Source organism: Albidovulum salinarum (assembly GCF_025673475.1).
Classification (GTDB): domain Bacteria; phylum Pseudomonadota; class Alphaproteobacteria; order Rhodobacterales; family Rhodobacteraceae; genus Albidovulum; species Albidovulum salinarum.
This window is the reverse complement of record NZ_JAOVQO010000008.1, coordinates 141,163-163,688: the sequence shown is the minus strand read 5'-3', so window position 1 is coordinate 163,688 and position 22,526 is coordinate 141,163. Positions and strand designations below refer to the sequence as shown.

Genomic DNA, 22,526 nt, shown 5'->3' with positions numbered 1-22,526 from the left:
GTCGGGCTCCGCGGCGGCGGCGGCCAGTTTTCCTCCGGTCCATTCGAACTGACGATCTCGCCGAACCCGGGCGCCCCGGGGCCACAGCTACTTTCGTCGCGGCGTGGCGGCGGCGGCCTAGGCCGGCCGTGGTAGCCGGGCGGCCTCAGCCCGAGCGACGCGACATGCCGGGCGTTGCAGTTAGCTTGGACCGGTGCTTTCGCAGCCACTCTGCGGTCGCCTGGTACGGCATGGGCCGCGCGATCGCGAAGCCCTGGACGTGGCTGCAGCCAAGCTGCGCCAGAAGCGCGTGCTCACCGATCGTTTCGACACCTTCGGCCAGCGTCTTGATGCCGAGCCGATCGGCCATCGACAGAACCGCCGTGACCATCCGCTGCTGCGAAGGGTCCAGGTCGACGCGGGTGACATAGGAGCGGTCGATCTTGATCCGCTGCACGGAAAAGCGGCGTATCGCGGCCAGCGAGGCATGCCCGGTGCCGAAGTCATCGAGATCGATCCCGCAGCCGAGTTCTGCCAGTGCGGCGATATTGCGCACGACGAGATCGTTGCCGGCTTCCGCCACGACCGACTCCAGAACCTCGACCGTAAGCCGCCGGGGAGCCAAGTCGAACCGGTCAAGCTCCCATTTCAGCTTCGCGACAAGGCTCGGATTGCAAAGCTCCGCCCTCGCGAAGTTGACGGACACGCTCGGCACCTTGATCCCGGCCCTGTCCCAGCCGCGCAAGGCCGCCAGCGAGTGGCCGAGGATGACGTCGCCGAGCCGCTCCCCAAGACCTGCGGCCCGCACGACCGGCAGGAATTCGGCGGGCGGCAACACGCCGCGTTCGGGATGTTGCCAGCGGGCGAGCGCCTCGAACCCGTCGACATCCCCGGTATCGGTCGAAAGTTGCGGCTGGAAATAAGCCACGATCTCGCCGGTCTCCAGCGCCGCCTCGATCCGGTCGGACAGCGCGTCGCGGTCGCGCGCGGCCCGGCCGATATCGGCCGAATAGGCGCGGATCGCTGCGGGGCCGTTGCGGATTGCCTCTTCCTGCGCCAGTTCCGCCGCCGTGAGCAGATCCGTTCCCGAGCGTGCCGGCGACCGCGCGCTCAGGCAAAAGCCCACCGAGGCGGTGACATAGGCCGTGGCGGCGTCGATGCTGACCGGCTCGGCCACGGCGGACTTCAGCCGGCCCGCGATCTGGATCACGGTCTCCAGGTCCAGCCGACGTGCGGGCGCCAGGGCGACCGCGAACCGGTTGCCGTCGATCCGCGCCATCTCATCCTGCTCGCGCAGAACGCCGCCGAGCCGCTCCGTGAGCCGCGACAACACCCGGTCGAGCGCCGTCAGCCCGTAGGTCTCGGTCAGCCTTTCCGGTTCGTCGAGCCCGACCACGAGGCAGGCGGACCTCTTTCCTGTCGCCTCCTCGGCCTCATAGGCGTGGTCGAGCGCCGCGATGATCGCGTCGCGATCCGTCCCGACCGGAGGCACGCATCCTGTCCCGCCGGCACGCGCGGGACGCCGCGCGAGCCAGACCGCGGGGAGGCCCGCGGCGGCGATCGCGGCGCCTTCGGGGCCGAACCACAGCCAGCCGAGCACGAGAGCCGGAGCCAGGGCGAGGTAACCCGGCTGGATCAGCCGCGCGGCGCGGTGTCGCCAGTATTCGCCGCGACCCTGTCGGAACATGGCAGGTTCCTTCCGTTTCGGCCCGCCATCCGGGCCTCGTCGCGCCGACGCTATGCCGTCGGCATGACCGGAAGATTAATCGCGCCCGGGCAACCTGAAGCCGTTTTCGTTAGAATTCGCCGCATCCGGGTCTCCGAGCGCGAGCCCGGCGAAATCGAAGAGTTTCGGGTCGAGCAGATGCGAGGGCCGGGCGTTCATCAGCGCCCGGAACATCACCTGACGGCGGCCGGGGCTGCGTGCCTCCCAACCGTCGAGGATCTGCTTGACCTGCTGGCGCTGCAATCCGTCCTGCGAGCCGCAGAGATCGCAAGGAATGATCGGATAGTTCATCGCGCGGGCGAACTTCTCGCAATCGGCCTCGGCGACGAAGGCCAGCGGCCGGTAGACGAAGAGATCGCCATCCTCGTTCACGAGCTTCGGCGGCATCGTGGCGAGCCGCCCGCCGTGGAAGAGGTTAATGAAGAAGGTTTCGAGAATGTCGTCGCGGTGATGGCCGAGGACCACCGCCGAGCAGCCTTCCTCGCGCGCGATGCGATAAAGGTTGCCGCGCCTCAGCCGTGAGCAGAGCGAGCACATCGTGCCGCCCGGCGCGATCTTGTCGGTGACAATGGAATAGGTGTCGGCGTACTCGATCCGATGGGTGACGCCCATCTTCGTCAAAAACTCCGGCAGCACGGTGGCCGGAAAGCCCGGCTGACCCTGGTCGAGGTTGCAGGCCAGAAGCTCGACCGGCAGGAGGCCGCGCCATTTCAGCTCGTGGAGCACTGCGAGAAGCGTGTAGCTGTCCTTGCCGCCCGAGAGGCAGACGAGCCAGCGAGCGCCGCGCTCGATCATGCCGTAGGCCTCGATCGCCTCGCGCACCTCGCGCACGATCCGCTTGCGCAGCTTCTTGAACTCCGTCGAGGCGGGCGCGCCGTGGAACAGCGGATGGATATCGTCGGCTTCGTCGAACATGGCGCTGCGATACTCCATCGGCGGGGTTCGGGCAAGCTGGCGTCGGGGCGCGGATTTTGAGAATGCGCCCGGCGGTGGCATCCTGTGAAGATCCGGAACGGCGACAAGGGAGGAGACGATGGACTATCTCTTCGTGGCCCGCACCAAGAAGGGCGATTCATTCGGCGACGAACCGGCAGCGAGCCACTTCGTGGCGGTTCCCGAGACCTCCGGCGACATCCTCTGGTCCCACAGAATCGCCAAGACCGCGTGGCGCCGCGCGGTGATGGAGGCGGCCAGGGGCGGAACGCCGAGCGGCCTGACCAAGGGCGACATCGTGTTCTACGTCCACGGCTTCAACATTTCCCAGGCGCTGGTTCTCGAACGCCATCGCAAGATCCGCGCGGCGCTGGCGGCGCAGGGGTTCGCGGGCATCGTGGTCAGCTTCGACTGGCCGAGCGCGGATTCCGCGCTGAACTACCTCGAGGACCGCGACGACGCGAAGAGCGCGGCGCACCAGCTGGTGACCGAGGGCATCGCTCCTTTCGCCAGGCTGCAGGAACCCGACTGCCGCATCGACATGCATGTACTCGCACATTCGACGGGGGCCTACGTCGTGCGAGAGGCCTTCGACGATGCCGACGACCGGATGGCGGTCGCAGCGCACAACTGGTCGGTCAGCCAGGTCCTGCTCTTCGCTGCCGACGTCTCGGTCCAGTCGCTGGACGATGGCAATCCGAAGTCCTCTTCGCTCTACCGCCACTGCGTGCGGCTTACGAACTACTACAATCCCCTCGACGAAGTGCTTTCGATCTCGGCGGTGAAGCGGATTGGCGTGGCGCGGCGGGCGGGGCGCGTGGGGTTGGACGAGCCGCCGGTCGCGAAGGCCGTGAACGTCTATTGCGGCGCGCATTTCCGGGCGAACCAGCACCTCTACGGCACCGGGATCACCGCCGGGCATACCTGGTATTTCGACGATCCGGTCTTCATGCAGGACGTCCACTTGGCAATTTCCGGCCAGCTCGACCGCCACGAGTTTCCGACCCGGGCGCCGACGACGCTCGGCAACCTCGCGCTGAAGGCGCCGTGACGGCCGCTCAGATCGGGCCGGCATCCTCGCCGGGCAACTGGCCACGATAGGATCCAAGGTCGCCCAGGCAGCGCGCGACCCAGTCCGGGTCGTAATAGGTGTCGAGATATCGTCGCCCGCTGTCGCACATCAGCGTGACGATGGAGCCCTTGCGCCCCGCTGCCATCATCTCGCGCGCGACCACGAGCGCCCCCCAGAGATTGGTGCCGGTGGAGGCCCCGGCCTTGCGGCCGATCCGCTCCTCGAGCCAGTGGATCGTCGCTACGCTCGCGGCGTCGGGCACCTGGATCATGCGGTCGATCACGTCATGCTGGAACGAGGGCTCGACCTTCGGACGGCCGATCCCCTCGATCCGGCTCGAACAGGCGCGCCTGAGCGTGCGGTCGCCGGTCATGTAGCTGTCGTAGAAGACCGAGTTCTCGGGATCGACGACGACCAGCTCGGTGTCGTAGCCGCGGTAGCGCACATAGCGCCCGAGCGTGGCCGAGGTGCCGCCGGTCCCGGCGCTCATCACGATGGCGGCGGGGACGGGATGCGGTTCGCGCGCCATCTGGGTGAAGATGCTCTCGGCGATGTTGTTGTTGCCGCGCCAGTCGGTGGCGCGTTCGGCATACATGAACTGGTCCATGAAATGGCCGCCGGTCTCGGCGGCCAGTGCCACGGCGGCGTCGTGCATCTCGGGCGCACTGTCGACGAAATGGCAGCGCCCGCCGTAGAACTCGATCAGCGCGATCTTGCTGCGCGCCGTGCTCTTCGGCATCACGGCGACGAACGGCAGGCCGAGCATCCTCGCAAAATAGGCCTCCGAGACCGCGGTCGAGCCCGAGGAGGCCTCGATCACCGGCCGGCCCTCGCGGAGCTTGCCGTTGCAGAGCGCGTAGAGGAAGAGCGACCGCGCAAGCCGATGCTTGAGGCTGCCGGTCGGATGTGTGCTCTCGTCCTTGAGATAGAGATCGACGCCCTCGATCCCCGGTAGGTCGAGCCGGAAGAGATGGGTGTCGGCCGAGCGCTGGAAATCCGCCTCGATCCGGTTGATCGCCTCATGCATCCACGACCGCATTGCTGTCCTCCCCGCGGGCGGTCACGCGACGCGGCGCCCGTCACTTCTTCTTGTCTGGTACCGGATCGTAGCCCGAACCGCCCCAGGGATGGCAACGGCCAATGCGCCGCGCGGCGAGCCATCCGCCCTTCAGCCCGCCATGTTTTTCGAGCGCCTCGAGCGCATAGGCCGAGCAGGTCGGCTGGTAGCGGCAGGAATGGCCGAGCCAGGGGCTGAGAAGGAGCCGGTAGGCGCGCACCGGCAGGGCGAGGAGATGGGCGAGCGGGGTCATTTTCCGGCCCCGTGGATCTGGCGGAGCGCGCGCTCAAGATCGGCGCGCATCAGCGCGAAATCGCGGGTCGCGGTAGCTTCAGGGCGGCCGACGAGCACATAGTCCCAGCCGGGCTGACCCTGCGCCGGAAGCACGGCGCGGGCGATTTCCCTGAGCCGCCGCTTGGCACGGTTGCGGGCCACGGCATTGCCGAGTTTCTTCGAGCAGGTGAAACCGACGCGGATCACCTGCGGATCGGCCTCCCCCTCGCGGCGCTGGCGGGCCTGGAGGAGGAAGGCCGGCGCGCCCTGGCGGCGGGCCTGCGCGGCGCGCAGGAAGTCGGCGCGTTTGGACAATATCAGGCAAACGGAAACCGCCGGCGGCGTTTCCGTGCCCCGGCCGATTGGGCCTTGCACGGGTGCCTCCGGCGGTGTCATGCCGATTGCGGTCGGGCTGGCCTCAGGCCGACAGGACCTTGCGGCCCTTGGCGCGGCGGGCGTTCAGCACCTTGCGGCCACCCTTGGTCGCCATGCGCGCACGGAAACCGTGACGGCGGGCGCGAACGAGGTTCGACGGCTGGAACGTGCGCTTCATCGCTTCAACTCCGGTTTGGGGCGGCCCAAACCCTTCGGGATTCGAAGGCCGCTGTCATTCGAAGCCCGGCTATTAGACGGGCCCGCGCATCAAGTCAACTCGGGCGGCGGAGTTTTTTCCTCGTCGTGGGCCCCGAATCGTCAGGGCGGATTTCGCGTGTCGCCAGAACGACTTCGGCAATCGGAGGTTTAACACGCCGCAGCGAAGGGCTATCTTCGGATCGGACGAAGGATTGCACAATCGGAAATTGCACCCCGGGGCATGGATAGCGGACGTCGGAAACGGAATCGTTTGATGTTGTTCAACACACTGTCCGGCCGCTTCCTGCTCCTGACGATGCTCTTCGTCATGCTGGCCGAAGTGCTGATCTTCGTGCCGTCGGTGGCGCGGTTTCGCGAGGACTACATCCTGTCGCGTCTCGAACGCGCCCAGATTGCCTCGCTCGCGCTTCTGGCCACCGACGAGATGATCGACGCGAACCTCGAACGCGAGCTTCTCGACAATGCCGAGGTGTTCAACGTCGTCCTGCGCCGCGACGAGGTGCGCCAGCTCGTCCTCTCCTCGCCGATCCCCGCGCCGATCGAGGCGAGCTACGACCTGCGCGACGCCCCGGCCTGGGAGCTGATCCGCGATGCTTTGGTGACCCTCGTCGATCCCAGGAACCGAATCATCCGGGTGATCGGCGCGCCGGTGCGCCAAGCCGGCCTCCTGATCGAGGCGACGATGGAGACCGCGCCGCTGCGGACCGCGATGATCGAGTACGGGTTCCGGATCTTCCTGCTGTCGCTGGTGATCTCCGGCGTGACGGCCGTCCTTCTCTTCCTCGCTGTACGGCGGCTTCTGGTCGCGCCGATTCACCGGGTCGTCAGCCACATGAGCGTCTATGCCGAGGCCCCCGAGGATGCCCGCCGCTTCATCGAGCCGCAGGCGCGCGTGGTCGAACTGCGCGAGGCCGAGGAGGCGCTGCAGTCGATGCAGCGCCAGCTGACCGGCGCGCTCCGGCAGAAGGATCGGCTGGCCCAGCTGGGCGGCGCGGTGGCGAAGATCAGCCATGACCTGCGCAATATCCTCACCACCGCGCAGCTCTTCGCCGACCGGATGGAGTCGAGCGCCGACCCGATGGTCAAGCGCGCCGCGCCGAAGCTCGTGAATTCGATCAGCCGGGCCGTCGGCCTCTGCGAATCGACGCTCGTCTTTGGCAAAGCCGAGGAGCCGCCGCCGGTGCTGACCCGCTTCATGTTGTCGACGCTCGTCAAGGACGTGGTCGAAAGCGAGACGCTGGCGTCGGAAGCATCCGGCGCCGAGTTCGTGACCGACGTTCCCGCCAATCTCTCGATCCGCGCCGATCACGAGCAGTTGCACCGGGTTCTCACCAACCTCGTGCGCAACGCGCGGCAGGCGATCGAGGCGACCGGAACCGCCGGCACGATCGAGATCGCCGCCGGCGAGGACGACCAGGGCTGGTGGATCCGGGTCGGCGACACCGGTCCCGGCCTGCCCGAGCGCGCGCGTGAGCACCTGTTCCAGCCGTTCCAGGGCGGCACCCGCAAGGGCGGCAGCGGCCTCGGTCTCGCGATTTCGGCGGAACTCGTCCGCGGCCACGGCGGGCGGCTGGAGCTGGTGCGCTCCGATTCCGAGGGCTCCGAGTTCATGATCCACCTGCCGCGCGAGCTTGTCCCTTCGGCCGTGCACTGACCGCAGCGCGCTTTGAAAGCTCCTGCAATCTTCGTGTCGATTTCGCGAGGTTTGCCCTTGCATTGCCGCGAACGGGCAGCTAAATGCCACGCCACGCACCCGTAGCTCAGCTGGATAGAGCACCAGACTACGAATCTGGGGGTCAGGAGTTCGAATCTCTTCGGGTGCGCCATTTTTCCTGAATTACAATCGTTTGCAGGGACGATCCTCCCTTTGTGCGACAGCGCTATTGCGCCAGCATGGCAGCGTGCCCGTCGCCGTCGTATTGTAAGTGCGCCCTGTCTCAAGACAGCGGTACGCCCCGAGGCGTTCTGGCAGATGTTGCGGCAAGTCGTGGCCTATCTTCCCGAGGCCGGCTGACCGCGCCGGCACCAACAATTGGTTACGGCTGCAGAGTGATCTCTGCAAGGAAACCTCTCGGATATCCGCAGTGAGTCGCCGGTCCAGGTTCGACGGACGCGACTAGAACGGTTGTGCGTTCCGCAGCGTCGACGCGGTCGCAACTGATTTCCGAGACTTCAAGATTTCCGGGTAGTTGGGCGGGAATCTCCAGACCACCTCACCTGGCGCGCGTACCAGACCGCGCTGGCCTGGATTTCGGTCTGTCAGCAGCGAAATGAACAGGTCGCTGCTGGCCCAGGGCGAGGACCGGAAGTACCAGTGGCCGTTGCCCGTATCTGCCGCCTCGGCGGCGGTTACATCGATGATGTGCAGGCCGTCGGTCTTCGCCAGGCCCTCCGCGATCGACCGAGCAACCGTACCTTTCGTTGCCGTCTGGCCGATCCGTTGGCGCCCGAAAACGAAGCGCGACATGGCGAGCGCCGAGTCGGTCTGCGACTGATAGAACGTCACGTCCTCGACTGCATCCATAAGACCGTCCTCGAGCGCCTGCAGCACGAAGGAGGCGTCGAGATCGCTCCCGATCAGGATCAGCCGTCCCAGCCGGGGTTTCGGTTCGGGCTGGAGCGCGATCTGATAGGCGGCTTCGAACGCGAGCCGTGTGCCGGCACTGTAGCCCACGAGGTGGATGCGGCGCGCACGGGTATTCGCCGACAGGTATTCAATCAGTGACCGCAGATTGCGGCGTGTCGAAAGAACAGATTCCTGGTCCCGGAAATAGGCGAACCGGCTTGGTGTCGCCGTCCAGTTGTAGCTGACGAAGGCGCCCTGATACCCCAGGAAGTGCTGCAACTCCTTGGAGACAAGGGTCGAGTAGTCGAAGTCCACGTTGTAGCCGTGGGTGTAGATGAAGATGTCCTTGTTTCGGGACCTCGCCAGTTGCGCGTCGATCTGGGCGGCGAACTCGCGACCGGCGGACTGCATCTCCTGTTGCGAGGGTGCATCCGCGAAGTAACGCGTGAGGCTAAAGGGAAAGACGCCGAACTCCTGCACCTCGGACAGCCGCAGCCTGTAGGTCGCGTCGCGGTCGCTCACCAGGGTCACCCGCCGGATATCAGCCCAGGTGTCGAGCGGCGGGTCGATCCTAACCCTGGCGACGCCGCCCCGCAGGACGTGTCCTCGCTCGTTCGAGTAATACGCTTGCGGATCATCCCGTCCCGAAGGTGCCCTGTCCGTCGCGTAGAAGAGCTTGGCGCGGTCGTACACGTTTCCGGCGTTGACGCCTTCGAAGGGGTCGGCATTGGCCTCTGCGTAGATCGTCGGCGACGGCATGAGCTCGACCACGTCGTAGATATTGGGGCCGCATGCCGCGAGGAGAAATGTGGAAACCACGAGCGCCACATGCGATATCGTCGCGACAATTTGTTCTGCTTTCACGGTCTTCCCCGTTTGTGGTCCGGACTGCGTGCGTTCTGTCGGGCCTGTTGAGGTTGGGCCGTAAAACTGACCGGCGTCAAGTTTCCGGGCACTGAGTACAGCCGGTTTTCGGCTTGACTGCGCGTCGGGAAAGGGAGCGCCGATGGCGGCGAGCGGCCTTGTCGGAACGCGGAACTTGACGCCAAGCGCAATTGCGGCACAACCTGAACCTGCCCAGAAAGGTCGCAGCGATCCCGGACCCCAGACAGGGTGAGATTCCCTGCGGCGTAACAGACATGCAAGCAGCGGGGGACAAGCCTTGGGCCAGAAAGATCAAAGCCTTCTGACCGAAAAACTCCAGGCGGTTCGCGAGATCGGCGCCGAGCGGCTCGGCAAGGCGGAACGCGAGAGCTTCCTTAAGGCACTGGATCAGCTTTATGCCAATGTCTCGCTCGACGAGGTGCTCGGCGCCGGGTCCGAGCAGCTCTACGCGGCATCTCTGGCGCTCTGGAAATTCTGCGCCGTCCGCAAACCCGGCGCACCGCATGTCCGGTTCTACAATCCGGGCATGACCGAACACGGCTGGGCTTCGCCGCATAGCGTGCTCGAGGTCGTGAATGACGACATGCCGTTCCTTGTCGACTCGCTGACGGCCTTCCTGACCGAGCGGAGCATCGGCATCCACGCGCTGCTGCACCCGGTTTTGACGGTTACCCGCGACGCCAAGGGCGCGCTGACCGGGCTGACCGGCCCGGACGCCAAGGGCGCGATGCGCGAGTCGGTGATCCAGGTGCAGGTCGATCAGATCGCGGATGACAAGATCCTGAAGACGCTGGAAGCGGAGTTGCTCCAGGTCCTGGCCGACGTGCGCGTCGCGGTCACCGACTGGAAGCCGATCCTGGGCAAACTGTCCGACGTGGTGGGCGCTCTGCGCAAGGATGCTCCGAAGGGCATCGCCAGCGTGACCGCCGAGGTGATCGAGTTCCTGGAATGGCTCGCTCAGGACCATTTCACCTTCCTTGGATACCGGGAATACAGGATAGGCGAGGGGCGCGAGCTCGGGTCCGATACAGTCGATGGCTCCGGCCTCGGGTTGATGCGCGATCCGGACTATTCGGTCCTGCGCGATGCCAGTGGCAATTACGCGCACTGGTCGCCCGACATGGACGCCTTCGTTACCGACGACTCGCCGCTTCTCATCCTGAAGGCGAATCGGCGCTCGACGGTGCATCGGACGGCGCATTTCGACCTGATCGGGGTCAAGCATTACGACGCCAAGGGGCGCGTGATCGGCGAGCATCTTTTCGTCGGCCATTTCACCTCGGCGGCCTACAACCGAAGCCCCCGCGCGATTCCCCTGCTGCGTCAGAAGGTGGAAAGGATCGTCGCCCGCGCCGGCTTTGCCCCGAACAGCCATGACGCGAAGGCGCTGACCAACGTGCTGGAAACCTATCCGCGCGACGAGTTGTTCCAGAGCGCCGATGACCAGAGGTTCCAGGACAACGTCGTCGGCGTGCTGCACCTGGCGACCCGGCCGCGGACCCGGCTGTTCGTGCGGCCCGACCGTTTCGGCCGGTTCGTGTCGTGCCTCGTCTATGTGCCGCGCGAACGCTACAACACCGAGCTCAGGATCAAGATCGGCGATATCCTGGCCGAGACGCTCAATGGCCGCGTGGCCACATGGACGCCGTCTTTCAGCAACGAGGCCCTGGCACGCGTGCATTTTGTCGTCGCGCTGAAGCCCGGCGGCGCGCCTGACTACGACATCGCGGCGATCGAACAACAGATCGTCGGCGCGGTGCGAAGCTGGGGCGATGTCCTGCGCGACGGCCTGATCGAGAAGCTGGGCGAGCATGAGGGCAACCGGCTCCATGCGCTCTACCACCAGGGCTTTGCCCACGGCTATCGCGATGCCAACAGCACCGTGACCGCGATCGCCGACATCGCGAAGATGGAAGAGCTGACCGGGGACAGGCCGCTGGCGCTGAAGTTCTACCGCCGCCTCGAGGACCCGGACACGTCGGTGCGGTTCAAGCTCTATCACCTCGGGCCGGCGGTGCCCCTTTCGGATTGCCTTCCCGTGCTTGAGAACATGGGGTTCCGGGTTCTCGAGGAGCACCCGTTCAAGGTCACCCGCGCCGAGCAGGATATCTGGGTGCACGATTTCTTCATGCAGTCGGCCGATGGCAGCACGTTCGTCCTGTCCGACCTGCGCGATAAGCTGGAGCGGACCTTCACGGCGGTGTGGTCGCGCGAGGCCGACGACGATCCGCTGAACCGGCTCGTGCTTCTGGCCGGGACAAGCGTTCGCGAAACGATGGCGCTGCGCGCCTACAGCCGCTTTCTGCGCCAGGCGCGCATTCCCTATTCCATCGACTACATGGAAGACGCACTTGCCGACAATCCGGCTATCGCGAGATCGCTGGTTGCCTTGTTCCATGCGATGTTCGACCCGGCCGAGGGCGGCGACCCCGCTTCGCGCGAGGCCAAGGCGGCCGGCATCGCGGACGAGATCGAGACGGCCCTCGAGGCCGTCGCGAGCCTCGACGTGGACAGCATCCTGCGCCGGTTCCGCAATGCCATCCAGGCGACGCTGCGCACAAACTACTACCAGCTTGGCGCGGACGGGCAGCCGAAGGGCTATGTTTCGTTCAAGTTCGACAGCGCGGCGCTGGACGAGCTTCCGCAGCCGCGTCCGTGGCGCGAGATCTTCGTCTATTCCACATGGATCGAAGGCGTGCATCTGCGCGGCGGCCCGGTGGCGCGCGGCGGGCTGCGCTGGTCGGACCGCAAGGAAGACTACCGCACCGAGGTGCTCGGTCTCGTGAAGGCGCAGCAGGTCAAGAACGCGGTCATCGTGCCCTTCGGCTCCAAGGGCGGCTTCCTGCCGAAGGCCCTGCCGGCGGGCGGCAGTCGCGACGAGGTGCTCGCCGAGGCGATCCGCAGCTACAAGACCTTCCTGTCGGGGCTTCTGGACATCACCGACAATCTCGACGGCCAGGATGTCGTGCCCCCGGAGGCGGTCGTGCGCCGGGACGGCGACGATCCCTATCTGGTGGTCGCGGCCGACAAGGGCACGGCGACGTTCTCGGACATCGCCAACGGGATGGCGGCGGAATACGGGTTCTGGCTGGGCGACGCCTTCGCCTCGGGCGGCTCGAACGGCTACGACCACAAGGGCATGGGCATCACCGCGAAGGGGGCTTGGGAAGCCGTGAAGCGCCATTTCCGCGAGCTCGGCCACGACGTCCAGAAGCAACCCTTCACCGTGATCGGCTGCGGCGACATGTCCGGTGACGTGTTCGGCAACGGCATGCTGCTCAGCGACCAGATCAAGCTGGTCGCGGCCTTCGACCACCGCGATATCTTCATCGACCCGAGCCCCGACCCGGCCAAGAGCTTTGCCGAGCGGACCCGCATGTTCGCACTGCCGCGGTCAAGCTGGCAGGACTACGATGCCAAGCTGATCTCGAAGGGCGGCGGGGTCTTCTCGCGGTCTTCGAAGTCGATCGCGCTCACGCCAGAGATCCGGGAACTGACCGGCCTCAAGTCCGACCGCGTCACGCCTTTCCAATTGATCCATGCGCTTCTGAAGGCGCCGGCAGACCTCTTGTGGTTCGGCGGGATCGGCACCTACATCAAGGCGTCCGAGGAAACCCATTCCGATGCCGGCGACCGTGCGAATGATGCGACCCGGGTGGACGCAGACGAAGTGCGTGCCCGCGTCGTCGGCGAGGGCGCCAATCTCGGTGTCACGCAGCGCGGGCGGATCGAGCTTTCGGGCCGCGGCGTCAAGATCAACACCGATGCCGTCGACAACTCCGCCGGCGTCGATTGTTCGGACCACGAGGTCAACATCAAGATCGCGCTGGGCGCGGTCGTCGGCGCCGGCGACATGACCGACAAGCAGCGCAACGCGCTCCTCGCCAAGATGACCGACGAGGTGGCCGAACTGGTCCTGCAGACGAACTACAACCAGACGCTGGCAATCTCGCTCGTCGAGGCGCGGGCGCCGGCGCTTCTGGAAGATCACGCGCGGTTCATGCGGGCGCTGGAGGGGCGCGGCCTGCTCGACCGGGTGGTGGAGCTTCTGCCGACCGACGAGGAGCTTGCCGAACGCCGCAAGGACGGCCGGGGGCTGACACGCCCGGAAATCGCGGTTCTGGTCGCCTACGCCAAGATCAACGTCTTTTCGGAACTGCTCGGCTCGGATCTGCCGGACGATCCTTTCATGGAACGGCTGCTGACCAACTACATGCCGGGCCCGATCCGGGCCAAGTACAAGGCGGCGCTCGAAACCCACCGGCTCCGGCGCGAGATCATCGCGACGGTTGCCGCGAACGCCTTCGTCAATGAAGCGGGGCCGTCGCTCTATCATCGTTTGAACGAGGAAACCGGGGCGTCGGTCGGGCAGATCGTGCGCGCCTTCATCATCGCGCGCGAGGTGTTCGGCCTTCCGGCCATCGCCGCCGAGGTCAATGCGCTGGACAACAAGGCGCCGGCTTTGACCCAGGTCCAGATGCATCTGGCGCTGTCGGATATGGTTGCCGCCCAGAGCCTGCGGTTGCTGCAAGGCGGCGACGGGCCGGTTCAGGATGCGATCAAGCTCTACGGCCCCGGCGTCGCCGAAGTCGCCGCGACGGCGCATGAGATGATCGCCGAGTTCTCCAAGACACGCCTTACGCAGCGCACCAAGGAACTGACAAAGGCGGAGGCACCGAAGGCGCTGGCCGAAAAGATCGCGCGACTGGAGCTTCTCGGCGGTGCCCTGGACATCGTGGAGGTGGCCGCGACGCTCGGACGCGACGTTGCGGACGTGGCCGCGAACTACTTTGCCGCCGGCGCGCGTTTCGGCCTCGACTGGCTGCGGTCCGTCTCTCGCCAGATCGAGCCCACCGACCATTGGGAGCGCATCGCGCTCGGCCGGCTGATGGCCGAACTGCGCACCCAGCAGTCGGCGATCGGCGCGGCCGCTCTGGCCGTTGAGGGGACGAAGCCCGGCGCGTCGAGCGTCACCAAATGGATCGAGGCAAACGCGGAGGCCGCCGCGCGCGCCGACCGGATGATGGCCGAACTGCGCGCGAGCGGTGCTCTCAGCGTCGCCAAGCTGGCGGCGGCATCGTCGCAGCTGAGGGCGGTCAGCAAGGGCTAGGCGCGCGGGACGCCCGCCTCGCGATCCTAACGCTTGCCCCGGTGGGGCGGCTTGTGGCCGCCGTCGCGGTTCGGTTCCTTCTTGCCCGGCTTTCGCGGGCCTGCCTTGGCAAGCCGCACAGGCGCCGGCCGTTCGGATGCGTCGCGTTCCGCCGGAGGCGTCTTGGCCGTTTTGCCCTTCGCCTTGCTGGCGGGCTTGGCCCAGTCCTTGCCCCCTTGCGTCTTGTACATCTTGCCCTTCGCCGGCGCGGCCTTGCCTTCCCGCACCGGCTTGCCGTCGCTTTCGCTGGGCTTGCGTACCGTCGTCGAGGCGTGCTCCCGCTCCGCGCCGCCGACGGCGGTCGGCTCCTCCCTGCGCGGCGCGACATTCTTGCCCGGCCAGGGTTTGCTCTCACCGAACTTGGGTTTGCGCTCCTTGCGTTCCTCGCGGAACGGCGCGCGCTCCCTTTTCGGAGCATGGCCCGCCGGGGGCTGATCGGGCGCCTCATCGAACTGCCGGACGGTGATTCCCCGTTCCAGTACCCGATCCGGGCCGAGGGCCGCCAAGAACACACCGACGCTGCGCTCGGCAATCTCGACCAATGTCTCCGACGCCTGCACCCTGATGGCGCCGATGGCCGACCGGTCGAGGTTGCCCGCCCGGCACAGGAGCGGCAGGATCCAGCGCGCCTCCGCCTGGTCGTCCCGGCCGACCGAAAGCGCGAACCAGCGGCGCGGGCCGAAATCGGCGTGGTCTCGCGGCGCGGATTTCGTGTCGGGCGGCAGCAGTTCTTCCGGCGCCGACTGGCGGGAATGGTAAAGCCGCAGGTAGGCCGCGGCGATCGCCTCGGCGCTGTGACGCGCGAGAAGCCGCGCGGCGAAGGCGGCCTGGGCCTCGGTCGCGGGCTGGTCCCATGCGGGATCGGCCACAAGCCGTTCCTCATCGCGGCGGAAGATGTCCTCGGCGGAGGGGGCGACGCACCACTCCGCCTTGATCTTGGCCCATTGCAGGAGGCGCTCGGTCTTCTTCACCGCCTTGGGCGGCACGATGAGCGCCGAGATGCCCTTGCGCCCGGCGCGGCCGGTCCGGCCGGAGCGGTGCAGCAGGCTCTCGGTATTGGTCGGCAGGTCGGCATGGATCACGAGGTTGAGGTTGGGCAGGTCGATGCCGCGCGCCGCGACGTCGGTGGCGACGCAGATCCGCGCCCGGCCGTCGCGCATCGCCTGAAGCGCATGGGTGCGCTCGCTCTGGCTCAGCTCGCCCGAAAGGCTCACGACGGCGAAGCCGCGATTGGCGAGCCGCGCGGTGAGGTGGCTTACGGCGGCCCGCGTGTTGGCGAAGACGATGGCGCTTTCGTCGTCGCGGAACCTCAGCAGGTTGAAGATCGCGTGCTCGCTGTCCGAGGCGGCGACCCGCACCGCCTGGTAGGTGATGTCGGCGTGCTGCTCGGCGCTGCCGATGGTGCTGATCCGGCGCGCGTCGCGCTGGTATTGACCGGCGAGCTTCGCGATCCCCGGGGATACGGTGGCCGAGAACAGCAGCGTGCGCCGGTCCTCCGGTGCCTGGCAGAGCATGAATTCGAGATCCTCGCGGAAGCCGAGGTCGAGCATCTCGTCGGCCTCGTCGAGCACGACCGCGCGAAGCCCGCTCATGTCGAGAGAGCCGCGCTCGATGTGGTCGCGCAGCCGTCCCGGCGTCCCGACCACGATATGCGCGCCCCGGTCCAGCGCCCGCCGTTCTTCGCGCGTGTCCATCCCGCCGACGCAGGAGGTGACCCGCGCCCCGGTCTTCGCGTAGAGCCAGCCGAGCTCGCGCATCACCTGGAAGGCAAGTTCGCGCGTCGGTGCGATGACAAGGGCCAGCGGAGCGGCCGCCGGGCCGAAATGCGTGGCCTCGCCGAGGATCGTCGGGGCAATCGCAAGGCCGAAGCCCACGGTCTTGCCCGAACCCGTCTGCGCGGAGACCAGCAGATCCGATGTGGCAAGGTCGGGATCGGCGACCGCCTGCTGCACCGGGGTGAGTGTGTCATAGCCTCGTTCGGCGAGCGCGTCGGAAAGGGGGGCAATCATGCAGGAAGGGTCCGTGGAGTTGTGGCGGATGCCGCCATTGGGCGCGGTCATGGCCGCGCGAGACCAGTCCCCCTAACAGCATTTGCGGCGGATGCCTATGGTTGTTGCGCCACGTCCCGCGATTTGACCGGCGATGGCGGTTAGGATCGCGGGTCGCCACGCCCGCGGGAATGGCCGGATCGGATCGGAGCGCGAATCGGTGAGCATTTGACTCACGAGCGCCTTTGGGACAGCCTACGTAATTGTCCGGTTAGTGATGTTCTGATGGCCCATTTATTAATTTGATTGCTGCATATGCGGGAGGGGGCGGGTTCTATTCGGAACGAACGTCGCTGGACGCGAAAACACGAACGATACGCGTGACCAAGTACCAATGTCGTGGCCGGCAACCGGCACGACGCGATTAACGGGTGTTCTGTATGGCCGGAAGGATTTCACATCGCGAACCCTCGCTGGCGCGGGCCGGCAGCCGGGGGCTCTTTCTTGCGACCCTCATCTTCAGCGTTTTCACCAACCTCCTGATGCTGACGGGTCCGCTCTTCATGCTTCAGATCTATGACCGGGTGCTGGGATCGCGATCGGAAGAGACGCTGGTCGCGCTGTCCATCCTCGTTGCCGGCCTCTTCGCCCTCTACGGGCTTCTGGAATTCGCGCGCGGCCGGGTGATGTCTCGCGTCGGGGCCCGCTTCCAGGCCTCGCTCGACGACCGCGTCTTCCGCGCGGTTCTCGAGGATGTAGCACTCCATCACCGTGGCAAGGGAGGGATCAGGGCGACGCAGGATCTCGATTCCATCCGGACCTTCTTCACCGCGCCGGTCCTGCTCGCGCTGTTCGATCTGCCGTGGACGCCTGTCTTCCTGACGGCAATTTTCATCTTCCATCCCTATCTCGGCTGGCTCGCGGTCGCGGGCGGCACCTGTCTCATTCTGGCGACGCTTCTGAACCAGCTCATTACCGCGAAGAAGGTCGCCGAGGCCCAGAAGCAGTCCATCGTGGCGCTGAACTTCTCCAAGCAATCCGAAGGGGCGGGCGAGCTCATCTGGGCGCAGGGAATGGTCGGCAACATGGTCCGGCGGTGGACCAGCCTTCAGGATGCGGCGCTCGACGGGACGATCCGGGCGAATGACTGGACCGGCAGTTTCAGCGCCTTCACCAAGGCGTTCCGCCTGTTCCTGCAATCGGCGATCCTGGCGCTCGGCGCCTGGCTGGTGCTGCAGGGCGAACTGACGGCCGGCGCGATGATCGCGGGGTCGATCCTGCTCGGCCGGGCGCTGGCGCCGATCGAACTGGCGGTTTCGCAATGGCCGGTTGTGCAGCGGGCGCGCGCCGGATGGACCGCCCTCGGCGGATTTCTGTCCGCGGTTCCCGCGCGCGACGAACCGACCCAGCTTCCTGCGCCGGCCGCGCGGCTTGAGGTCCGGGGCATCAACGTCGCGGTCCGCGGGTCGGACCGGCCGGTCCTGCAGGGGGTCAGCCTCGACGTCGCGCCCGGCGAAGCGATCGGCGTCATCGGCAAGAGCGGGTCGGGGAAAACCTCGCTGGCGCGGGTGATCCTCGGCCTCGTGGCGCCGCAATCGGGGGTCGTCAGGCTCGACGGCGCGACGCTCGATCAGTACGGGCCCGAGCGGCTCGGCCAGTTCATCGGCTATCTGCCACAGGAAATCCGGCTCTTCGACGGGACGGTGGCGGAGAACATCGCGCATATGGCGCCCGATCCGGACACCGACCGGGTGCTGGCCGCCGCCATGAAGGCCCGCGCACACGAGATCATTCTCGGGCTTCCCAACGGCTACGATACCCGGACCGGCGAATCCGATGCACAGCTTTCGGGCGGTCAGAAGCAGCGTGTCGCGCTTGCCCGCGCCCTTTACGCCGACCCGGTTCTCCTGGTTCTCGACGAGCCGAATTCAGCGCTCGACGCCGAAGGCTCCGAGGCGCTGAACGCCGTGATCGAGGCCATGAAAGCCGACCAGCGCGCGGTTGTCATCATGACGCACCGGCCGACGGCCATTTCGGCCTGCGACCGGCTCCTGATCCTCGATGGAGGCAGGGTGGCCGCCTACGGCCCACGCGACGAGATCATCAAGTCGATGATCCGCAATGCGAGTGACGTGCAACGTGTGGTCACCCGGAGGGCGCCGTGATGACGCAAGATCCGAACCGCGCCCGGTGGAGCGCGCGTCTGCCGCTCGTCATCGGATTCGCCGCATTGGCGATGCTGACCGGGGGGATCGGCGCCTGGAGTGTCGGGACGAGTATCGCGGGCGCGGTGGTCGCGCCCGGAGTCCTCGTGGTGCAGTCGAACCAGCAGGTGATCCAGCATCCCGATGGCGGCGTGGTCGGCAACATCCTCGCGCGCGATGGAGACATGGTCCGGCAGGGCGACATAGTCGTTCGCTTCGATGGCACGTTCCTGCGCTCCGAACTGTCGACGGTCGAGCGCCAACTGCTGGAGATATTCGTGCGACGGGCGCGACTGGAAGCGGAACGCGACAACCTGGAAGCGCCGGTCTTCACCATCGACGACAGTTTCGCTGCACTCGATCCGGTTTGGGTCGAAGGCCAGATCAGGGGTCAGAAATCGCTCTTCCTGGCGCGCCGCGACTCGATCGCCAAGGAAACCGACGGGCTACGGGAGCAGGTACGGCAGATCGAGAACCAGATCGAAGGCGTCGCGGCGCAGCTTGTGGCGCTGAAGCGGCAGCTCGTCCTGATCGCGGAGGAACTGCGCAACCAGAGCGCGCTTTTCGACAAGGGGCTCGTTTCGGCGTCACGCGTGCTTGAACTGCGCCGTGAGGAAGCGCGGCTTCAGGGCGAGATCGGCCGCCTCACCTCGTCGACAGCCGAGGCGCGCGCGAGGATTTCGGCCACCGAGATCGAGATCCTGAAGCTCTCCGACCGCCAGCGCGAAGACGCGATCACCCAGATACGCGATCTCCAATACGCCGAGATCGAGCTCCAGGAGCGGCGCCTGAGTCTGCAGGTACGTCTCACCCGTCTCGATGTCCGGGCGCCTGTCGACGGCGTGGTCTTCGACTCGCGGGTCTTCGCGCTCCAGTCCGTGATCCGCGCGGCCGAGCCGATGATGTACATCGTACAGGGCGACCAACCGCTGCAGGTGAAAGCGCGCATCAACCCGGTCCATATCGATCAGGTTCAACCCGGCCAGGACGTGATCCTCCGCTTCACGACCTTCGACAGCCGCACGACCCCGGAAGTGCACGGGACCGTGAGCCGCGTTTCGGCCGACGCTGTGACCGACGAGAAGACCGGCGCACAATACTACGAGGCGATCCTGACGCCCGATCCGAACGCGTTCGAGGACCGGCCCGACCTGACGCTTCTCCCCGGGATGCCGGTCGAGAGTTTCTTGCGGACTGGCGATCGAACGCCGCTATCCTACCTGACCCGCCCCATGGTCAATTACTTCAACCGGGCATTTCGCGAAAGCTGAAGGCGGCGGGCACTAGCCCTGCGGGCACCCGACGCGACGGGAAGCCCGCAACGGATCTCGGGATCGCTCCACGTCCGGCGCGGCCTTGCTCGACGTCGCTCGGGGTGTGAGCCGACAACGAGACTTGTCGCCGCCCGGCCCCGGTCGACGCGGGTGATGGCGGACCAGTTCCGCTCGCATCCGCCCGCCGGTTTCCGCGACCGGTGATGCCCCGGCAACTCGTGGGGGCCGACTTCGTGAAGCCATGAGCGCGCCGGAAAGGGCTGCGACGGCAGTCGCCCGATTCGCCCCCTTGCGGTGGGGCGGCCCGTGCAAGGGGTGGATATGTGGCACAATCGCCGCTATTTCAAAGGATTGCCCTCTTGGCGTGGACGGTGAGGAGGATGCCGGCCAGCCTCCGGTGCCCGGAACTATGAGTTTCTTGAACAAACCTTATGATTGACCGGCGAGGCCTGTCGGCTTGCCACTTTGGGATTAGGCATATCCTCTTGTGGTGAATCGAAAAGTAGTGTCAAATAAGTGTTATATTTGTCACATAATTTGTAGGGGTACCAAGTGCATATGTTGATGATGCCCGCTTTCCGACGAAACATTTTCGGCGATTTCGGGAGGGCTCCACAATGACTGCGGCCTTCTCAATTGCAATCATAGAAACCGATTGCATCATGCGCGAAGGGTTGATGCGCGTGCTCAGCCGGCGCCCTCTCAAGATGGTCGATGCGTGGTCCAGCGTGGAAGAAGCTTCGGCCGCCGCGCATCCGTCGGACGCACTCGACGTGATCCTCGTGAGCCTTGTCCGGCAGGGCAGGCTGGAGCCGGACGAAGCCGAGCTGCTGCGCCAGAGGTACCCGTCCGCGCACATCGCCCTGATGGTTGAACAGAATTGCGAGACCGTGGCCCCCATGGCGGCCGCGGCGCGCGTCGATGGGGTGCTCCTGAGCACGAGCACCCCGGCAAATCTCGTGAAATCCCTGGAGCTGATCGCGCTCGGCGAGCATTTCTTCCCGATGCCGGTCGGCTGGGATGACGTCAGCGCGCAAGCGGCCGACGAGGCGGAGACCTCCGGCCCCGAACTTCTCGAAAAACTGTCGGTGCGCGAGAGGCAGGTGCTGGACGGGCTCGCCAGGGGCGCGCCCAACAAGGTGATCGCGCGCCATCTCGACATATCCGACGCCACCGTGAAGGTGCATGTGAAGTCGATCCTGAGAAAGACCGGCGCTACCAATCGAACTGAAGTTGCGCTCTGGGCGCGAGAGGTTGGCGTCGGCGAGCATTGATGCCGCCGATGCTCTCCAACTGGTTCAGATGGCCCGCCACACGGCGCGGGTCACGTCGGCCGCAGACTCCTCGATGGTGCGGTCGGTGTCGACGGTGATCACCGGCACCGGTCCGAAACCGGTCGACGTCTCCATCCGCCAGCGCCGCAGCACGGCGTCCGCATCGGGACCGCCCTCCTTCATCCGGGTCGCGTCGCGGCGAACCGCGGTCTCGCGCGAAGCCGTCAGGCGGATCACCAGATCGGGGCGTGGTAGACCCAGGTAGAGTGCGCGCTCCCGCCGCATCAGCCAACGCTTAAGGCCCGAGTCGCAGGCGGCGATCGCGGCATCGTTGAAGCAGCTGCTGTCGATGGCGCCGGGCGTCTCGGAAGGGTAGCGGTCGGTGACGATAATCGTCCCGCTCGCGGCGGCCTTCGAGCACTTCCGGATCAGCGCCCGCCGGTCGTAGGCGGCAAGCGTCATGCGCAACACATAGAGCAGCGAATAACGCCCCTCGCGACGGCGTTCGGGCTTTTGATACTCGCCGGAGCGCTCGCCCTTGAACAGCCGGCGGGCGAGCGGCAGAATAAGCCGCGGCGCGAAGCTCAGGAGCGTCGGAGGCGGTTTACCCACGTGGACGCGCCGCACGTCCAGCTCCCGCCCGAGACGGCGCGCGAGTTCGCCGCTCAGCGTTGACTTGCCCACCGCCTTCGGCCCGACCATTGAAACGATGAGCCCGCCGGTCCGGGGAACCAGATCGCGACGGCGGCGGAAACGACCGATGGCCATCCGCCCGACCCGGCGCAGCCGCTCGACCTCGGCGGCGATCGTGCCGATCCGCCGGCGGTTCCGCAGGCCCGATGCCAGGCGTAGGCCGAGGCCGACGCGGCACAGCCAGGCGCGGGGCTCGGCTATGGCGGCAAGCGCGGTTTCCAGTGCCGGAGGCTCGCTCGCCGGCATCCAGGCGCGCCACAGTTCGGCCGCGCCCTGCAATTCGGCGCGGTTCCGCAACCAGTCGAGCTCGCGCACCACTTCCTCATAGCCGCGCCGGACCATCCAGATCTCCACCGGATGGAGGTGCTTGAGCAGGATGCGCAGCGTGAAGAGCGCGAGCTCTGCTTCGGGCGTTGGCAAAGGAACCGTGTCCGAAACCGCTCCGACACCGAGCAGATCCCGCTCGATCGGCAGCCGGTAACACTTGACGAGGCTGTCGCCGGTCACGACACGGAAATAGGCATGCACATGCAACAGGCGGGAGGCGGAGGCGTCCAGCGCATAGGCGTGGAACACACCGGGATGGGTCAGGCCACCGCGCGACACGGCCGGCTTGAAGCCGCATTGCGCGAGGATGACATCGAAGGCGTCGGCGTCCTCGCGGTGGACGAGAAGATCCAGATCATCTTCACCTCGCAGGCTCTCGGGCAGGCGGATGTTGCTCTTCCAGTGGCAGTACCGAAGGCCCGCCGTATTCAGTTCCTCGATCAGGGCGTGAATGGGATCCGCACGGTTATCGGGCGCGATGTTCTCTCGAGACGACGGCGTGAAGCTCAGATCCTGGTGCATGCGTCAGCTT

At 66.4% G+C, this 22,526-nt stretch carries 15 protein-coding genes and 1 tRNA gene; 7 read left to right on the top strand and 9 right to left on the bottom strand.

All coding sequences use genetic code 11. The annotated features are described in order from the left end of the window. Positions 1-145 precede the first annotated feature (145 nt). Both OEZ60_RS10280 and ttcA read right to left on the bottom strand, forming a co-directional pair. The gene (locus OEZ60_RS10280) at positions 146-1,666 is read right to left on the bottom strand and encodes a putative bifunctional diguanylate cyclase/phosphodiesterase (RefSeq protein ID WP_263335640.1); all 1,521 of its coding nucleotides are present in this window, start codon (positions 1,664-1,666) and stop codon (positions 146-148) included. A gap of 75 nt (positions 1,667-1,741) precedes the next feature. After that, positions 1,742-2,620, bottom strand: coding sequence for a tRNA 2-thiocytidine(32) synthetase TtcA (gene ttcA, locus OEZ60_RS10275; protein WP_263335637.1), 879 nt, complete (start codon positions 2,618-2,620; stop codon positions 1,742-1,744). A gap of 118 nt (positions 2,621-2,738) precedes the next feature. On the opposite strand from ttcA, the gene OEZ60_RS10270 reads away from it, so the two are divergent. Then, the gene (locus OEZ60_RS10270; RefSeq protein ID WP_263335635.1) at positions 2,739-3,689 is read left to right on the top strand and encodes an alpha/beta hydrolase; all 951 of its coding nucleotides are present in this window, start codon (positions 2,739-2,741) and stop codon (positions 3,687-3,689) included. 7 nt (positions 3,690-3,696) lie between these two features. Here the strand turns inward: OEZ60_RS10270 and OEZ60_RS10265 are convergent, their stop codons facing one another. The 4 genes from OEZ60_RS10265 to rpmH are packed head-to-tail and all read right to left on the bottom strand — an operon-like array spanning position 3,697 to position 5,593. After that, on the bottom strand, positions 3,697-4,749 hold the full coding sequence (locus tag OEZ60_RS10265) for a PLP-dependent cysteine synthase family protein (RefSeq protein WP_263335632.1): 1,053 nt from the start codon (positions 4,747-4,749) through the stop codon (positions 3,697-3,699). 40 nt (positions 4,750-4,789) lie between these two features. Next, complete coding sequence (yidD, locus tag OEZ60_RS10260) at positions 4,790-5,020, bottom strand: membrane protein insertion efficiency factor YidD (RefSeq protein WP_263335630.1); 231 nt, start codon at positions 5,018-5,020, stop codon at positions 4,790-4,792. Further along, positions 5,017-5,436 (bottom strand): ribonuclease P protein component, encoded by a 420-nt coding sequence (gene rnpA / locus OEZ60_RS10255; protein WP_263335627.1) that lies wholly within the window; start codon positions 5,434-5,436, stop codon positions 5,017-5,019. The genes yidD and rnpA overlap by 4 nt, the downstream gene beginning before the upstream one ends. A 22-nt stretch (positions 5,437-5,458) precedes the next feature. Further along, positions 5,459-5,593: a 50S ribosomal protein L34 gene (gene rpmH / locus OEZ60_RS10250; RefSeq protein WP_128186791.1), complete on the bottom strand. Its 135-nt coding sequence runs from the start codon at positions 5,591-5,593 to the stop codon at positions 5,459-5,461. Between the two features lie 294 nt (positions 5,594-5,887). Between rpmH and OEZ60_RS10245 the strand changes: the two genes are divergently transcribed. Then, a complete protein-coding gene (locus OEZ60_RS10245; RefSeq protein ID WP_263335623.1) occupies positions 5,888-7,288 on the top strand; it encodes a sensor histidine kinase in 1,401 nt (466 codons plus the stop codon). A gap of 95 nt (positions 7,289-7,383) precedes the next feature. Then, positions 7,384-7,460, top strand: a tRNA-Arg gene (locus OEZ60_RS10240). Positions 7,461-7,750: 290 nt separating this feature from the next. Here OEZ60_RS10240 and OEZ60_RS10235 read toward each other — a convergent pair. After that, positions 7,751-9,064: an alpha/beta hydrolase gene (locus OEZ60_RS10235; protein ID WP_263335620.1), complete on the bottom strand. Its 1,314-nt coding sequence runs from the start codon at positions 9,062-9,064 to the stop codon at positions 7,751-7,753. A gap of 298 nt (positions 9,065-9,362) precedes the next feature. Between OEZ60_RS10235 and OEZ60_RS10230 the strand changes: the two genes are divergently transcribed. Beyond that, on the top strand, positions 9,363-14,195 hold the full coding sequence (locus OEZ60_RS10230) for an NAD-glutamate dehydrogenase (protein WP_263335619.1): 4,833 nt from the start codon (positions 9,363-9,365) through the stop codon (positions 14,193-14,195). Positions 14,196-14,221: 26 nt separating this feature from the next. On the opposite strand, the gene OEZ60_RS10225 is transcribed toward OEZ60_RS10230, so the two are convergent. Next, entirely contained in the window at positions 14,222-16,243 is a 2,022-nt protein-coding gene (locus OEZ60_RS10225; RefSeq protein WP_263335762.1) for a DEAD/DEAH box helicase, read from the bottom strand. 419 nt (positions 16,244-16,662) lie between these two features. Between OEZ60_RS10225 and OEZ60_RS10220 the strand changes: the two genes are divergently transcribed. The 3 genes from OEZ60_RS10220 to OEZ60_RS10210 all read left to right on the top strand — a co-directional run bounded on the left by OEZ60_RS10220 (position 16,663) and on the right by OEZ60_RS10210 (position 20,974). Next, positions 16,663-18,387, top strand: a complete 1,725-nt coding sequence (locus OEZ60_RS10220; RefSeq protein WP_263335618.1) for a type I secretion system permease/ATPase — start codon at positions 16,663-16,665, stop codon at positions 18,385-18,387. Continuing rightward, on the top strand, positions 18,387-19,697 hold the full coding sequence (locus tag OEZ60_RS10215) for an HlyD family type I secretion periplasmic adaptor subunit (protein ID WP_263335616.1): 1,311 nt from the start codon (positions 18,387-18,389) through the stop codon (positions 19,695-19,697). The genes OEZ60_RS10220 and OEZ60_RS10215 overlap by 1 nt, the downstream gene beginning before the upstream one ends. A 620-nt stretch (positions 19,698-20,317) precedes the next feature. Next, positions 20,318-20,974, top strand: coding sequence for a LuxR C-terminal-related transcriptional regulator (locus OEZ60_RS10210; RefSeq protein WP_263335614.1), 657 nt, complete (start codon positions 20,318-20,320; stop codon positions 20,972-20,974). A gap of 24 nt (positions 20,975-20,998) precedes the next feature. Here the strand turns inward: OEZ60_RS10210 and OEZ60_RS10205 are convergent, their stop codons facing one another. Next, positions 20,999-22,516 carry an AAA family ATPase gene (locus OEZ60_RS10205; RefSeq protein WP_263335612.1) on the bottom strand — a complete coding sequence of 506 codons (1,518 nt, stop codon included), beginning with the start codon at positions 22,514-22,516 and terminating at the stop codon, positions 20,999-21,001. Positions 22,517-22,526 lie beyond the last annotated feature (10 nt).

Excerpts from the sequence above, each read along its gene's own strand:
- OEZ60_RS10205 (WP_263335612.1), bottom strand. The coding sequence starts at position 22,516 with ATGCACCAGGATCTGAGCTTCACGCCGTCGTCTCGAGAGAACATCGCG.
- OEZ60_RS10280 (WP_263335640.1), bottom strand. The coding sequence starts at position 1,666 with ATGTTCCGACAGGGTCGCGGCGAATACTGGCGACACCGCGCCGCGCGG.
- OEZ60_RS10245 (WP_263335623.1), top strand. The coding sequence starts at position 5,888 with ATGTTGTTCAACACACTGTCCGGCCGCTTCCTGCTCCTGACGATGCTC.
- OEZ60_RS10265 (WP_263335632.1), bottom strand. The coding sequence starts at position 4,749 with ATGCGGTCGTGGATGCATGAGGCGATCAACCGGATCGAGGCGGATTTC.
- OEZ60_RS10210 (WP_263335614.1), top strand. The coding sequence starts at position 20,318 with ATGACTGCGGCCTTCTCAATTGCAATCATAGAAACCGATTGCATCATG.
- OEZ60_RS10220 (WP_263335618.1), top strand. The coding sequence starts at position 16,663 with ATGGCCGGAAGGATTTCACATCGCGAACCCTCGCTGGCGCGGGCCGGC.
- rpmH (WP_128186791.1), bottom strand. The coding sequence starts at position 5,593 with ATGAAGCGCACGTTCCAGCCGTCGAACCTCGTTCGCGCCCGCCGTCAC.
- ttcA (WP_263335637.1), bottom strand. The coding sequence starts at position 2,620 with ATGTTCGACGAAGCCGACGATATCCATCCGCTGTTCCACGGCGCGCCC.
- rnpA (WP_263335627.1), bottom strand. The coding sequence starts at position 5,436 with ATGACACCGCCGGAGGCACCCGTGCAAGGCCCAATCGGCCGGGGCACG.
- yidD (WP_263335630.1), bottom strand. The coding sequence starts at position 5,020 with ATGACCCCGCTCGCCCATCTCCTCGCCCTGCCGGTGCGCGCCTACCGG.
- OEZ60_RS10270 (WP_263335635.1), top strand. The coding sequence starts at position 2,739 with ATGGACTATCTCTTCGTGGCCCGCACCAAGAAGGGCGATTCATTCGGC.
- OEZ60_RS10215 (WP_263335616.1), top strand. The coding sequence starts at position 18,387 with ATGACGCAAGATCCGAACCGCGCCCGGTGGAGCGCGCGTCTGCCGCTC.
- OEZ60_RS10225 (WP_263335762.1), bottom strand. The coding sequence starts at position 16,243 with ATGATTGCCCCCCTTTCCGACGCGCTCGCCGAACGAGGCTATGACACA.